General features: G+C 48.2%; 10 protein-coding genes. 2 read left to right on the top strand and 8 right to left on the bottom strand.

Annotation, left to right across the window (positions count from 1 at the left end; all coding sequences use genetic code 11):
• Nucleotides 1-96: 96 nt before the first annotated feature.
• The 5 genes from DW739_RS11910 to DW739_RS11890 form a co-directional block, all read right to left on the bottom strand.
• Complete coding sequence (locus tag DW739_RS11910; protein WP_182427991.1) at nt 97-1,059, bottom strand: carbohydrate kinase; 963 nt, start codon at nt 1,057-1,059, stop codon at nt 97-99.
• Between the two features lie 97 nt (nt 1,060-1,156).
• Complete coding sequence (locus DW739_RS11905) at nt 1,157-2,632, bottom strand: glycoside hydrolase family 32 protein (RefSeq protein WP_118743110.1); 1,476 nt, start codon at nt 2,630-2,632, stop codon at nt 1,157-1,159.
• A 36-nt stretch (nt 2,633-2,668) separates the two neighbouring features.
• Nucleotides 2,669-3,655 carry an ABC transporter permease gene (locus DW739_RS11900; protein ID WP_107001726.1) on the bottom strand — a complete coding sequence of 329 codons (987 nt, stop codon included), beginning with the start codon at nt 3,653-3,655 and terminating at the stop codon, nt 2,669-2,671.
• Nucleotides 3,655-5,163, bottom strand: coding sequence for a sugar ABC transporter ATP-binding protein (locus DW739_RS11895; RefSeq protein WP_118743109.1), 1,509 nt, complete (start codon nt 5,161-5,163; stop codon nt 3,655-3,657). The genes DW739_RS11900 and DW739_RS11895 overlap by 1 nt, the downstream gene beginning before the upstream one ends.
• 99 nt (nt 5,164-5,262) lie before the next feature.
• A complete protein-coding gene (locus DW739_RS11890) occupies nt 5,263-6,291 on the bottom strand; it encodes a sugar ABC transporter substrate-binding protein (RefSeq protein ID WP_107001728.1) in 1,029 nt (342 codons plus the stop codon).
• Nucleotides 6,292-6,663: 372 nt separating this feature from the next.
• Between DW739_RS11890 and DW739_RS11885 the strand changes: the two genes are divergently transcribed.
• Together DW739_RS11885 and DW739_RS11880 are read left to right on the top strand one after the other, a co-directional pair.
• Nucleotides 6,664-8,664, top strand: coding sequence for a LacI family DNA-binding transcriptional regulator (locus DW739_RS11885; protein ID WP_118743108.1), 2,001 nt, complete (start codon nt 6,664-6,666; stop codon nt 8,662-8,664).
• Between the two features lie 274 nt (nt 8,665-8,938).
• Nucleotides 8,939-10,612: an AAA family ATPase gene (locus DW739_RS11880; protein WP_118743107.1), complete on the top strand. Its 1,674-nt coding sequence runs from the start codon at nt 8,939-8,941 to the stop codon at nt 10,610-10,612.
• Between the two features lie 229 nt (nt 10,613-10,841).
• On the opposite strand, the gene DW739_RS11875 is transcribed toward DW739_RS11880, so the two are convergent.
• The 3 genes from DW739_RS11875 to DW739_RS11865 form a co-directional block, all read right to left on the bottom strand.
• The gene (locus tag DW739_RS11875) at nt 10,842-11,840 is read right to left on the bottom strand and encodes an isocitrate/isopropylmalate dehydrogenase family protein (RefSeq protein WP_118743106.1); all 999 of its coding nucleotides are present in this window, start codon (nt 11,838-11,840) and stop codon (nt 10,842-10,844) included.
• A gap of 173 nt (nt 11,841-12,013) precedes the next feature.
• Nucleotides 12,014-13,327, bottom strand: a complete 1,314-nt coding sequence (locus DW739_RS11870; RefSeq protein WP_107001732.1) for an SLC13 family permease — start codon at nt 13,325-13,327, stop codon at nt 12,014-12,016.
• A gap of 13 nt (nt 13,328-13,340) precedes the next feature.
• Nucleotides 13,341-14,204, bottom strand: coding sequence for a DUF6282 family protein (locus tag DW739_RS11865; protein WP_107001733.1), 864 nt, complete (start codon nt 14,202-14,204; stop codon nt 13,341-13,343).
• Nucleotides 14,205-14,247 lie beyond the last annotated feature (43 nt).

Genomic DNA, 14,247 nt, shown 5'->3' with positions numbered 1-14,247 from the left:
ACAAAACCCCAGAGAGTTGCCGCTCTCTGGGGTTTTGTGTCATTCACAGATGACCAATCTGAGGCTAGTTACCAACTACTTACTCTATCTTCTCTTCTAACCTCTCAGCCTCTCTTCAATCTCCTCCATCTCCGGAATTGCCGAGATTCCGCCGCGGCGTTCGACGCACAGGCTTGCCACTGCGTTGCCGACCCTGCCAAACTGAATCATCTGCGCCCGGGTCAGGTGTTCCGGCGAGGTTTCTTCCTGCAGATAGGAGGCGAGAAAACCGCCCCAGAAGGAATCACCAGCGCCGGTTGTATCGACCGCATGGGAGGAAAAGCCCTCCGCTTTTACGATTCCATTTTCATTGCCGATCAGTGCGCCATCTCTTCCGAGCGTCACTGCCACCAGGTGCACGCCCTGACGGAGCAGATACTGAATCGCTTCCTCCGGGTCCTGATACGGGGTCAGAAGCGAGGATTCTTCATCCGAAATCTTCATCATATCTACATAGGGAATCAGCGACTGCATCCGAAGCTGTGCGGTCTCCGGATCACTCCAGAGCGCCGCCCGGTAGTTCGGATCGTAGGAAATCACCGCACCGCTGTTTCTAGCAATATTGATCGCCTCATAGGTTGCCGTCCGGGATGGATCATCGGTCAGCGACAGGGAACCGACATGAAATACTCTCGTATTTTCCAGGAGCTCCGGATCGATCTCTTTCATGCACAGATTCGTATCTGCCCCCGGCTTTCTCGCAAAGGCAAATTCGCGCTCCCCGTTTTCTTTCAGGCTTACAAATGCAAGCGTGGTAAAATACTTCTCATCCTGAATCAGGTTGTCCGTATTGATACCTGCCCGGATCAGGGTTTCCTTCAGGAAATCACCGTGCATATCCTTACCCACCTTGCCAATAAATGCTGTCTTCCTTCCAAATTTCGCAGCCGCCGCCAGCAGATTGGCCGGCGCACCTCCCGGATTCTGCTCAAACAGACGCATTCCCTGCTGTGAAACGCCTGCTGGAGTAAAATCAATCAGAAGCTCTCCCAGCGCTGTGATGTCTGTTTTTATTCTCATACGAATCATCCTCCGTATTACAAGTTATATCAATGGTGCCGCCATCCAGCCCTCTCACAGGCGGACAGCCACATCCGTTCGTCTCTCACAAGGAATTTTACTTCCGAATCGCCATATTTGCAAATTCTACTTTCGCGTCCTGCGCCAGCAGACCGAGCTCGTACTCCGGTTTCCGGAAAATACGATAGGTAAACGCCACCTGCTCGCCCACAAATACCTCTACCATGTCATGATCCACCGAAATCTTGACGTCGATTGCCGCGCCATTTTCAATCGCGAAGGTTTTCTCTGCCACGCGCACGCCATCCGGTCCCGGTTCCGTTGCTTTCGGAACCGCCTGGCAGGACTGCTCCCAGAACGGGTCAACTCCCATCGGCAGGGACAGAAGGGACACTCGCTGCATCGCCACATCAAACTCTAAGAACAGGCAGCCGCTTGCCTCCCAGTCGGATTTCAACAGGATTCCGAAGGAATCATTCGCTTCTTTCGGGATCACCGTGCCGGTAAACAGGAACTTTTCTTCCGGCTGCTCCAGGAAACCATACGAGGTTGTCCCGCATCCATCCAGCTCAACCGTTGTATCTCCATACAGCTTGTATTCTCCCATGACCGGAAGGTATTTCCAGTCAACTTTCTCTTTAAAGCAGTTTACATATTCTTCCGGAAGCTTCACGTCCAGCTGTCCGTCTGCCGTTGCAACGACCTCATGCGGAATACAGAACGTGCCGCCCCAGTACCACTCGCCGCGGTCGCTGTTTTCTGCACGGTCATGCGCCCAGGCAAAATAGAAACGGCGCCCGTTGTCATCCTGCATGGATTTAGCTGCATAGAAGCGGCGTCCGCCGATGCCGTCTTTCTTCGGCTTTTTCCACGGTCCAAACGGAGATTTGGAAGTGCGGTAAATCGTGTTGACAAACTCGGAAAAGCGGGAATAGGAAAGATACCAGGTATCGCCTATCTTGTACATCTCGCTGCATTCCGGACAATTCGTATTGCCTGCCGAATACAACGGACCATAATACTCCCAGTTTACCAGATCTTTCGAGCGGTACAGGACGATACAGCCGCGTCTTGTCACCGGCATATCCAGCCGTCTCGCCGAGATCAGAATCCAGTAGCATTTATCTTCCTCATTATAAAATACATACGGATCACGCCAGTCCAGCTTTTCATATAACTCTATCATCGGCGTGATAACCGGGTTTGCCGCGTCCTTCGTCCAGGTGATACCATCCTCGCTCGTCGCATGGCAGATCGTCTGCTGATATTCTGCCGTCAGGCAGTAACCCGTATAGAATGCGTGATATTTTCCTTCGCCGTAGATAACCGATCCCGTCCACACGCCGGACGCATCCGGCTCATCGCCCTCGCCCGGATACAGTGCTGTCGGCAGCTCCTCCCAGTGCACCAGATCCTCCGAAACAGAGTGGCTCCATGTAGTACGCAGTCTCGCCGGATATACCGTGGTTCCTGGCGGGGATGTCAGTGAAAAAATATGATATTTACCTTCATGATAAAACGGAATCGCGTCACCGGTCGAATCCGCAAATGACATTTTTCTGAAAAAGTCCATTCTTCTCTCCTTGCCTTTCTAAATGTGCTCTTGGAATCATTTCTTTTTTCTGAGGAGTGCCAGATTGCCCTTCTGGGAATCCAGTACAACCGCGCAGGCAATGATCAGACCCTTTACAATCAGCTGCCAGTAGGAGCTGACACCGATCAGATTCAGACCATTGGAAATAATACCGATTACCATCGCACCAAATACTGTGCCGCTGATACGTCCGCGTCCGCCTGCCATCGAGGTTCCGCCGAGGACACAGGCTGCGATCGCATCCATCTCATAGCCACTTCCGACGGACGGCTGTCCGGAATACATTCTCGATGCCAGAACCAGACCTGCAAACGCCGCCAGGGCGCCCGACAATGTAAACACGATGATCTCGACTTTCTTGATCGGAACACCAGAGAGACGCGCCGCCTCACGGTTTCCGCCGATTGCATACACATAGGTACCAAATTTTGTTTTAGAAAGCAGAAAACTAAATACGATAATTAAAATAACCATATAGACAACCGGCAGCGGAATAATGTTAAACAGATAACCCGTTCCGATTGCAATGAAAAACTTATCCGTAATACGGGTGGACTGTCCGCCCGAATATACATACGCGATACCGTTGCAGACATTCATCATTGCCATCGTAATGATAAATGCCGGAACACGGAATTTCGATACAACCATACCATCAATCAGACCAGCCACAACACCGATGATGATGCCAGCCGCAATCGCCACGCCAATCGGAAGTCCCTGATTAACTACAAATCCTACGGTCAGAGTTCCGCTCATCGCTACGATCGCGCCAACTGCCAGATCGATGTGTCCGAGAATAATAATCAACGTCATTCCCAGTGCAATGTATGTATTAATGGAAATCTGTCTGAGCACTGAAATGATATTGCTCGGTGTCAAAAATTTATCGGTTGCCAGTGCGACTACCACACATAAGATAACCAGCACTCCAATAATTCCTGTATTTCCGGTAAATACCGAGAGTACCGAATTGCCTGCTGTACTTTTCTTTCCGTTCATCACTCTTCGCCTCCTGCTGCATACTGCATGATTCTCTCCTGATCCAGTTCTTCTCTTCCGAGCATTCCCGTCATTTTTCCCGCCTTGATGACACATACGTTATCGCACATATTGATGATCTCCGGCAGCTCGCTGGATACCATGATAACGGCGATACCCGCCTTCGCCAGCTCATTAATAACGGAATAAATCTCAAACTTCGCATTGACATCGACGCCTCTCGTCGGCTCGTCCAGAATCAGGACATCCGGCTTGATTGCCAGCCATTTTCCAAGGACAATCTTCTGCTGGTTTCCGCCGGAAAGACTTCCCGCTTCCACCAGTTCCACCCGGTCTGCCACTGCTTTGATATGAAGCTTTTCTTTATAATAATCAATCACTTCCTGACATTTCCGGTCGCTGATGGCAATTCCGTTAATATAAGAGTCAATCGATGCCAGCGTGAGGTTAAAACCGACCGTATCGCCAAGGACAAGTCCCTGTTTTTTCCGATCCTCCGGCACCAGTCCGATGCCCGCCTTGATTGCCTGGATCGGTGTCGTGAAGCGGACTTCCTTTCCATTTAAAAGAATGGTTCCGCTCTGGTATTTTCTGGCTCCAAAGATACATTCCATGATCTCGCTTCGTCCGGCTCCGACCAGACCCGCAAATCCCAGGATCTCTCCCTTTCTTACCCGGAAGCTGATATCTGAGAACACACCCTCACAGGTTAAATTCTTCACTTCCAACGCCGTTTCTGCATGTCCCAGATCGTTGTAATCTCTGGCATAGAAGCTCTCTAACTCCCGTCCTACCATCATGGCTACCAGCTCGTTCGCATTCGTCTCCGATGTTTTTTTCGTTCCCACATAGGCGCCATCGCGGATGATGGTAACCCGATCCGAGATCCGGAACAGTTCTTCCATACGGTGGGAAATATATATAATGCTTACCTGTTTTGCTTTTAATCTCTCAATGATTCCAAATAACTGTTCTACCTCGTCATTGGAAAGGGAGGACGTCGGCTCGTCCATGACGATGATCCGTCCGTCGAAGGATACCGCCTTTACAATCTCAACCATCTGCTGCTGGGCGATCGTCAAAGATTCTACCAGCGTATCCGGGTGGATATTGACCCCGAGGTTTGCCAGCATCTCGCCTGCCCGGCGGTTCGTCTCCCGCATATCCACGGTGCCGAATTTCGTCTTGATTTCCCGTCCCAGGAACAGGTTCTGCGCGACCGTCAGATACGGAACCAGGACGATCTCCTGATGTATGATTCCGATTCCTTTCTCCTGGGCGTCCGAAACACCATTTATCTCAACTTCCTGACCATTAATCTTGATTGTTCCGCTGTCCGGTTTATAAATTCCTCCAAGGACCTTGATAAGCGTTGATTTACCCGCTCCATTTTCTCCCAGAAGCGCATGAACCTCGCCCATTTCCAGGGAAAAATTGATCCCTGACAATGCATAGATCCCGGAAAAACTTTTCTTGATATCTATCATTTCCAGAATTGTTTTTCCCATAGAACCCTCCGTTTTTTAGAAATGCGGCAATGAACCCCATCGCCGCATTTTCCATGTTTTATTTTATTTCACGTAACTATTAAGCTTCCTCGCAGTTCATTACTGCCAGTCGTTCAGAGTCTTCTCTGCCTCTTCTTTCTCTACCAGATGGGAATCCAGATATACTTTCTTCTCATCGATTGCGGTATCGCCGCCTACATATTTCTCAGCTGCGTCAAATGCATATTCTGCAATCTGAAGCGGAACCTGGCATGCAACTGCGGTGAACTCACCGTCTAAGAGTGCCTGTTTTCCATCCGGGGATGCATCGATGCTATATACACCGATCTCGCCGGTCTTGTTTGCTGCCTTGATAGCTGCTGCCGCACCCAGGGCAGACGGGTCATTGATACAGAAGAATGCTTCCAGATCCGGGTTTGCTGTGATGATATCCTCAGCCAGTCCCATCGACTGATCGAGCGCTGCACCGCCATCCTGCTGTGCTACAATCTCAAATTTATCCTTCTGATCGCCAAGACCCTCAAGGAAACCATTGACACGATCCACGCAGCTTTCATTGGACGGGAAATCCAGAACTGCAATCTTTGCGCCATCCGGATAATCTTTCGTCATCTGCTCGCCCACTAACTGACCTGCCATGTATGCGTTGGTTCCAACGAACTGTGTCACGAACTGTTCGATATCATCATCGATGACTGCGGTATCTACGTTGAAAATCGGAATGCCTGCGTCTGCAATCTCAGCCAGTCCGGAGGTAATACCTGCGGAGTCAACCGGGATAACAAATACTGCATCGTAACCGCTGTTTGCACAGTCAGATAACTGGCTGAGCTGCTTGTTTAAATCATAATCCGGATCCAGGCAGGTATAGGAAATGCCGTTTTCCTTGCACAGCTCGCTGAGCTTTGCATCAATGGAACTCTGGAAAGTATTGTTTAAAGTATTCGTACAGAATGCAAACGATAAATCGCTGGTCTTTGCCTCAGCCCCCTGCGTATCTGCCGCTGCCTCAGAAGCATCGGCTGCCGCTGTTGTATCGGTACTGCTGGAAGAGCCGCATCCTGCCAGCATTGCTGCCATCATGCAAACTGAAAGACCTGCTGCTGTAAATCTAAGACTTTTTTTCATAAATCTGATCCTCCTCTTACTTCATCACTGTTTAGTGCATTTCAAACGGATTGTTATAGTTTTTTTACGTAAAAAATTTTCTCTCTGGAAGGAGTCTCCCTGTCTGATATCTAGATATTACTCTATTCCATGCCCTTTCGTCAATACTCTTGTGGCATATTGCACTAATTTCAGCGATATATTCATCCTGTTTTATTGATATTTATGCATTTCTACCGTTCCTTTTAATTTTTTACGTAAATTTCATTCATCTTATCGTTTTACCCCAATTTTTGTGCTATAATCAAAAACAGAAATATAAAACTGCGGCAAATCCAAATCCAGCCGCGCAGGAACCGCCGGACTAAATCCGTACCAGCAAGGGGGAGTTTTATGACCATCAAAGAAATCGCCGCAAAGGCAGGCGTCTCCATCGCCACCGTTTCCCATGTTATCAACCATACGCGCTATGTCAGCCCGGAACTGGTGGATAAAATCGAAGCTATTATTGAAGAAAGTGGATATTCTGAAAAAATCAAAAAAAAGGTGCGTAAAATCCGCAGCGGACGCAGTTCACAGATTGTCGCTGTCTTTCCAAATATCAAGAGCGCGCTCTACTGCGATCTGTGCAATCAGCTGCAGTCCTACGCGACCAGCCAGGGCTATCAGTTTTACACCGCCGTCACCAACGACAACCTGGAAGAGGAGAAAAGCATCCTGCAAAACTTAATCTCCAGTGCCAAGACCATCGGCATCTTTCTCTCCCCGGCAAGCAGCAATCCGGCTGCCTATTCATTTCTCTATGAATCCGGTATCCCGTTTGTCTGTGTCGAACGATTCATCGATGACGATGTCACTCCACGGATCCTTTTTGATTACACCAAAGCATTTCACTCCGCTACTTCCTATTTTTTTGAGAGCGGACACGAAAATGTGCTGTTTCTGGTAGAAAAAACAGACAGCCTCGCCAAACAGGACAAGATTGCCGGATATGAGCGGGCGCTTCTCTCCGCCAACCATACCCTGAGCAGTTCCTGCATCGCGGAGATCAATCTGTATCAGTCCAGTGATACCATCAGCCTGAATATTCAGAAAAGCATCACCCGGTATCTCCCCACCGCTATCATCGCCGGTGGAAACCGGCTGACTATGTTTCTTCTCAAGGCGCTGCGGGAGCTGGGAAAAGACTGTCCGCGCGATATTTCCATCATCGGATTTGACGATATGCTCTGGTGCGAGCTGACCGCCCCACCGCTATCCTGCATCCACCGGGACATCGACCAGATGGCAGAACTCACCTCGCAGGCACTCTTTGACGAGATCAACCACCTCTCCGGCGCGCCTTTGACCCGCTATGCAGATGTAGAGCTGATTTTGCGTGATTCCACCCGGATCATCGACAACGGTCCGCTCGGTGAACACGCCGTCTCCCCGGACAGCATTCGCCTCTCCAAGGAGGAAAAACAGCTTTTGCGAACTGGAAATTACCGCGTCGCCATCTCCTTCCACTACACTGGAACTGCCTGGGCTGCCCTGCATCAGAAAGGCATCCGGGATGAACTGGAACAGTACGGAATCGATATTATTTCCACCATGGACGCCCATTTTGATCCTGCCCTCCAGAATATGCAGCTCGAAAGCATCAAAATGCAACACCCGGACGCCGTCATCGCCATCCCCACCGACGATGTCCAGACGGGTCCGGCATTTCAGGAATTGTCCAAAATGACGCGGCTGGTCTTTTTAAGCAATGTCCCGCAGAATTTCAGCCGGAACAATTACGTCTCCTGTATCTCCGTCAATGAGCGGGAAAATGGCACCAATACAGGGCGCATGATCGGCGAATACCTGAAAGAAAAACCGCACGCCAAAGTCGGCTTCATCATCCACGGCGCCATGTTTTACGGCACTACCGAGCGTGATAACTGTGCCGAAAAAATATTAAGGGAATCCTATCCCGACATTGAAATCACTGCCAGAAAGGGATTTATTCAAATTGAAAATGCCTACAAGGTATGCTATGAGATGATAAACGAGCACCCGGATATCCAGGCGCTCTATGTGAGCTGGGACCGCCCCGCCCTGCTCGCCATCAAGGCCCTAAAAGCTTTGAACCGGACAGATATTGCTGTCTTTACCACAGATCTGGATTTTGAGATTGCAGAAGAAATGAATCAAGGATTTGTAAAAGGACTCAGCACCCAGAGACCATATGACCAGGGAAAAGCGGCCGCTCTTGCAGTCGCCAAATCCCTTGTCAGCAATAACGTCCCCAAATATATCGGCGTGCAGCCCTATGTGGTTCATGAAAAACAGCTGAAACGTGCCTGGAAGGATATTTTCTTTGAGGCACTGCCGGAGGAGCTGGGGGAGAAGGTAACAGTTCACAGGTAGGAATTTTCTGAACTGAAAATTCCGTACGATACAGTTCCGACAGCAGATTTTGCCGATTTGGAATGCGTAGCATCGGCAAAATCCCGTTGCTGGGCACACGTGTGTGAACAGTAACGGGAGAAGCAGATGGGTCAGTAGCTATTTTCCAAACCCATACACCTCTTCCGGATATGGGCGCATCCCGCTTTCTTTTAAAATCTTGCCAACCACTTTCCCCCATGATATGATAAAGTTATTCGTAACAATTCCGTATCTTCAGAAAGGAGCATCATCGATGGCACCCCTAAAAATCCCTGTTGGTATTTCTGATTTTAAAAAGCTGCGCGAAGACGGCTATTATTATATTGATAAAAGCGGGCTGATCGCTGATCTTCTGACGAACAACTCGGAAGTCACCCTGATTACCCGCCCGCGTCGTTTTGGAAAAACACTGGCGATGAGTATGCTTGCCAATTTTTTTGATATTCGAAAAAAAAGCCAGAATCTTTTTACCGGACTTCAAATCGAATCTCGTCCAGATCTATGCCAGGCATGGATGAATCAATTTCCGACGCTCTTTCTGACCTTTAAGGATGTAGACGGACTGGATTATGCTTCTGCCAGGGATATGCTCCGCTCCCAGATTGCCCGTCTCTGCAATGAACACAGCTATCTGGCAGACAGCCCTTCGGTTAATGAAAATGATCGGAAAGAGTTTATACAGCTTGCCGATATTGTCGATGGAAAACCGACGGATACTATGTTAAAAACCAGCATTCTGCTCTTGATGCGTATGATGCAGGCACATTTCCAGAAGCCCGTCATTCTGCTTCTGGATGAATATGATGTACCGCTTGCCAAAGCCAGCGCAAATGGTTATTATCCCCAGATGCTGGAACTGATGAAATCTCTCATGAGTACAGCACTGAAAGATAACAGTACCCTGCGTTTTGCCACCATTACCGGCTGTCTGAAAATCGCAAAGGAAAGTATCTTTACAGGAACCAACAACTTTGTTTCTGATACAATCTCATCTTCGTCACTGGATGAATATTTTGGATTTACCCAGGTCGATATGAAGAAACTTCTTTCAGATGCCGGCATGATTGAACGAGCATCTCAAATCAAAGACTGGTACGACGGTTATCACTTCGGTGCTTCGGATGTCTATTGTCCATGGGATGTGATGAATTACCTCCTCGACTGCCAGAAAAAGCCACAGGCTAAACCCATCGGCTACTGGAAGAATACCAGTGATAATGCAATCATCCGTTCTTTCATCGACTATGCCGGAAGCAATATCACAATGAAACTGGAGACTCTTTTGTCTGGCGGTTATATTCTCCAGCATGTGGAGGAAAATCTGACATATGATTACCTCCATTCCTCCGAAGATAATCTGTGGAGTATCCTGTATCTCACCGGCTACCTGACACAGGCTCGCATCGATAATCTTCCTGATGGTTTAACTGCCCTGATGATTCCGAATGCCGAAATCCGGGAAATCTTCGAAAGTACCATTCTAAAATGGTTTAACGACAGCGCCCAAACCTGGAATCGGGAACAATTATTTTGTGCTGTATGGCACGGCAACACCGACCTGCTCACACAGGAGATGAATGCCCTGCTGCGTATGACAATCAGCTACCATGATTATAAAGAAGATTTTTATCACGCCTTTTTAGCCGGAATTTTTGCCGGAGCCGGATATGTCGTAGAATCAAACCGTGAACACGGTGAAGGACGAAGCGATGTGATTGTATATGATCTGCACGGTGGACGAATGGCGATTTTTGAGGCGAAATATTCGAAAACATTGAAAAAACTCAGCGATGACTGTGACAATGCCCTGCGCCAGATCGATGAACGCATGTATGCAAAAGAATTTGAGGGAAATTATGATGAAATTTTCTGTTATGGAATTTCTTTCTTCAAGAAACGGTGTATGGTAAAGGGGATAGGTAAATAATGCTGTCATCTGTTTTTATACACAAATAGGGGGGCTGTCGCATTTACAAATACGCTGGTCGATCACCCTATTTTATAGCCAAAAGGAGGTAAACGTGGAATCCTTCTATCGGATGGAAGAAGTGATCATTGCGATCCTTCAGGAGATTGCAGAAGCTTAGTATTTAGCATAACATAGAAAGCCCCGGAATTACAAAACTCCGGGGCTTTTGCTATGAATGTATGAAGTTTTACAGTCTTGAAATGACTGCTTCTACATATTCTTCTGTCGTTGCGGTTCCGTGCAGATCTCTTGTCAGGTGCTTGCCCTCTGCCAACACATCATCCACAGCCTTGCGGATGCGTCCGGCTGTTTCATTTTCACCTAAGTACTCTAACATCATGCAGGCAGACCACAGGAATGCAGTCGGATTTGCCAGGTGCTTGCCGGCAATATCCGGTGCGCTGCCGTGTACGGCCTCAAACATAGCATAGTCAGAACCGATGTTGCTGGATGGAACCAGACCCAGCCCGCCGATCAGACCGCTGCACAGGTCTGAAAGAATATCTCCGTACAGGTTCTGCATTACCATAACATCAAACTGGTTCGGGTTCATAACAAGCTGCATGCAGGTATTGTCGATGATTTTATCATCGCCTTCAATCTCCGGATATTCCTTTGCGATCTCCTTAAAGATGGAAAGGAACATGCCATCGGACATTTTCAAGATATTTGCCTTATGAATACAGGTTACTTTCTTCCGTCCGTTCTTTTTCGCATACTCAAATGCATCGCGGATAATGCGCTCGCTGGCCTGTCTTGTGACAATCTTAATTGCATGAACCGTATCCGGATTTACCTGCTCCTCCACACCGACATAAAGTCCTTCTGTATTCTCGCGGAAAATCACGATATCCACATTCTTAAATGGCGTTTTCACTGCTGCGTTGGACTTAACCGGGCGGATATTGGCATACAGGTCATACTGTCCGCGGAGTGTTACATTCAAAGAGCGGAAGCCCTTTCCAACCGGAGTCGTAATCGGGGATTTTAAGAGTACTTTGGTGCGCTCGAAGGAAGCATATGCTTCCTCCGGAATCAAGGCACCATTGCGTTTCCACTCATCCTCACCAACATTGAAAATTTCATATTCCAGCTGAGCATCTGCCGCTTTTAAGATTTTTAATACATTATCAACCAGCTCCGGTCCGATACCATCGCCGCGAAATACTGTAATTTTATGACTCATTTCTTTATCCTCCTTCTTGATTTTCCAAATCGTAACTGTTCAGTACCTTCACAGTCACGCACAGTAAATGCGCAGACCTACTGAACAGTTACTTCCAATCTTCATATTTCATCGAAAGCTGCCAGAACAGGCTGACAGCTTTTCGAACAAACAACTTCTTAATCAAATTTCCCTTACAGAACAACTGCTACAATCAGGTTATATACCGCACAGCAGATAACGCTGATAGGTACTGCTACAAAGAGAAGACGGTTGAATAAGTGATTTCGGTCTTCCTCGTTTCCGCAGGAACCAAGAATCAGGCTGCCGCCGGATGAGAACGGGCTGATCGCACTGCTCTGTGCACCAAGAATCGTGCAGGCAAAGAGTGCTGCCGGATTTAATCCGGTTGCTGCCGCAAGTCCCGGAATCAGCGGGAACAGGGCCGGTGCTACAACACCTGTTGTAGAGCTGAAGAAACTCATAAATGCACCTACAAAGCTGAATGCCAGCGGAATCAGGGCTGTCGGAACGTTAGAGCCAATCCATGCGGATAATGCATCAATGGTACCGGCCTGAACTGCAACGGCGATAAGCATACCGGCTCCGGCAATCATGAGGATGGTGTTCCACGGAACACGTGCAATCACTTCCTTCTGCGGTGCCAGGTCAAAGAGCAGTGCAATGATGGTAAAGCAGAATGCCACCAGTCCTACATCAACCTTTCCAGCAATTTTTCCAATCAGTTCATTACCAGGAACTGCCATCTTTAAGAGCGGGAATACCAGGACAATTACCATCATCAGAATCATTAAATGCAGGGTTGTTTTCTGCTTCTTGTCAAACGGCTCCGGGCGATTGAACGTTACGCCTTTTCCGATACCGCGGTTGCTCTTGAAACCGAAGCGGAAAATTGCAATCAGAATCAGGGAAAATACAATCGCGAAACCAAAAATTTTCATTTCATCTACAAAGGAATTCGTTGCTTCAAATGCCGGTTCTGCTTCATAAGCAGTATCAATCAGACCGCGGAATACGACGCCCAGCGAAGCTGTGGGGAAGTTTCCGCCTGCCAGTGCACCGCAGTTGATCGCCACCGCACCAGTCAGCTTGTCCATCTTTGCTTCCTCACAGATAAGGATGGTAATCGGTGCCAGGAATGCCAGAACGGTAAAGTATGCAGCACCCATAACAGAAAGTACAACTGCTACAAAAAATAATGCAAAGGGAAGCATACCCGGAAATTTACGGCACATATAGAGAAGACTGGCCGACATTTTTTCAAGGGTTCCATTCACAGCTGCAAAGTTGTAAAACAGTGATACTGACAGGATGACGAACATGGTGCTGACCGGCCAGAAGCCAATCAGTTCTTTTGTTTTTAATCCCATGCCAAAACAACCAATCAAATATGCAAAGGCAATACAGAAAAATCCCGTATTGATTTTCGTTTTATATCCCAATATAACGGCAACCGCAATGGATGCCACCAAAACTGCACTTAACATGTGATGCGTCCCCCTATTCTTCGATGCCCAACAGTTTTGCCGGAATAGTGTGTGTCATATGGTACACCTGCTCCTCCGGAATTCCATGATCTACCAGATACTGCATATATTCCGCCAGTGCCAGCTCCCAATGCGGATTTTCTGTCTGACCGCCATCGGTATCAACCATGACATTTTTATAGCCAACCTCTTTGATAAGCTCCAGGTTATCTGCCAGATTGCTCTTGTACTTTCCGCCACCCATGTTCTGTGCATAGCAGCGCTCTAAGATAACGTCATAATCCTTTACCAGACGAAGCTGATCCTCATGGCTCATGCCTACAATCCACCATTCCGGATGGGTTACAACGATGTTTTTTACTCCCATATCCCGGGCAGCTTCCACAACAGTGAAAATCTCCTCCGGTGCAATATGTGCGGTTCCCAGTACAGCGTTGTGGTCACGAATCAGCTCCAACACTGAACGCAGCTCCGGTACAATTTTACCATCTTTCACCACTTCCACGCACTGGCTCAGATCCTGATTCATCTTCTGCATATGGTTTTTTGCCGACTGGGTCGGAAGCCATACTACCTTAGCACCCAGACGAAGCGCCACATCGACTGCCTTCGGATTGATGCCGCCGACTACCTTATTTAAGGTAATACTGCCAAACATCGTAAAATTGTTCGTTTCCCCGTGTACAATTTCGTTGTGGCGGTTGCACAGATACGCCCGATCCATCGTGGTTCCCTGATGCGTCTTGATGACGATAGCGCGTGCCCCAACCCGGATCGCCGCCTCCATCAGTTCGAAATCATCATACGCCCGCAGACGCAGATCCGGATTCGTGTGAACGTGCATGTCGATAACACCCTTCATTAAATCCTGTTTCATCTTGCTTATTCCTCCTATTTATAATCGTCCACAGAGACTTTTT

This window comes from Clostridium sp. AM28-20LB (assembly GCF_003480665.1).
Lineage (GTDB): Bacteria > Bacillota > Clostridia > Lachnospirales > Lachnospiraceae > Otoolea > Otoolea fessa.
Note: the sequence above shows the minus strand (reverse complement) of the source record. Positions and strands in the feature narration are given on the sequence as shown.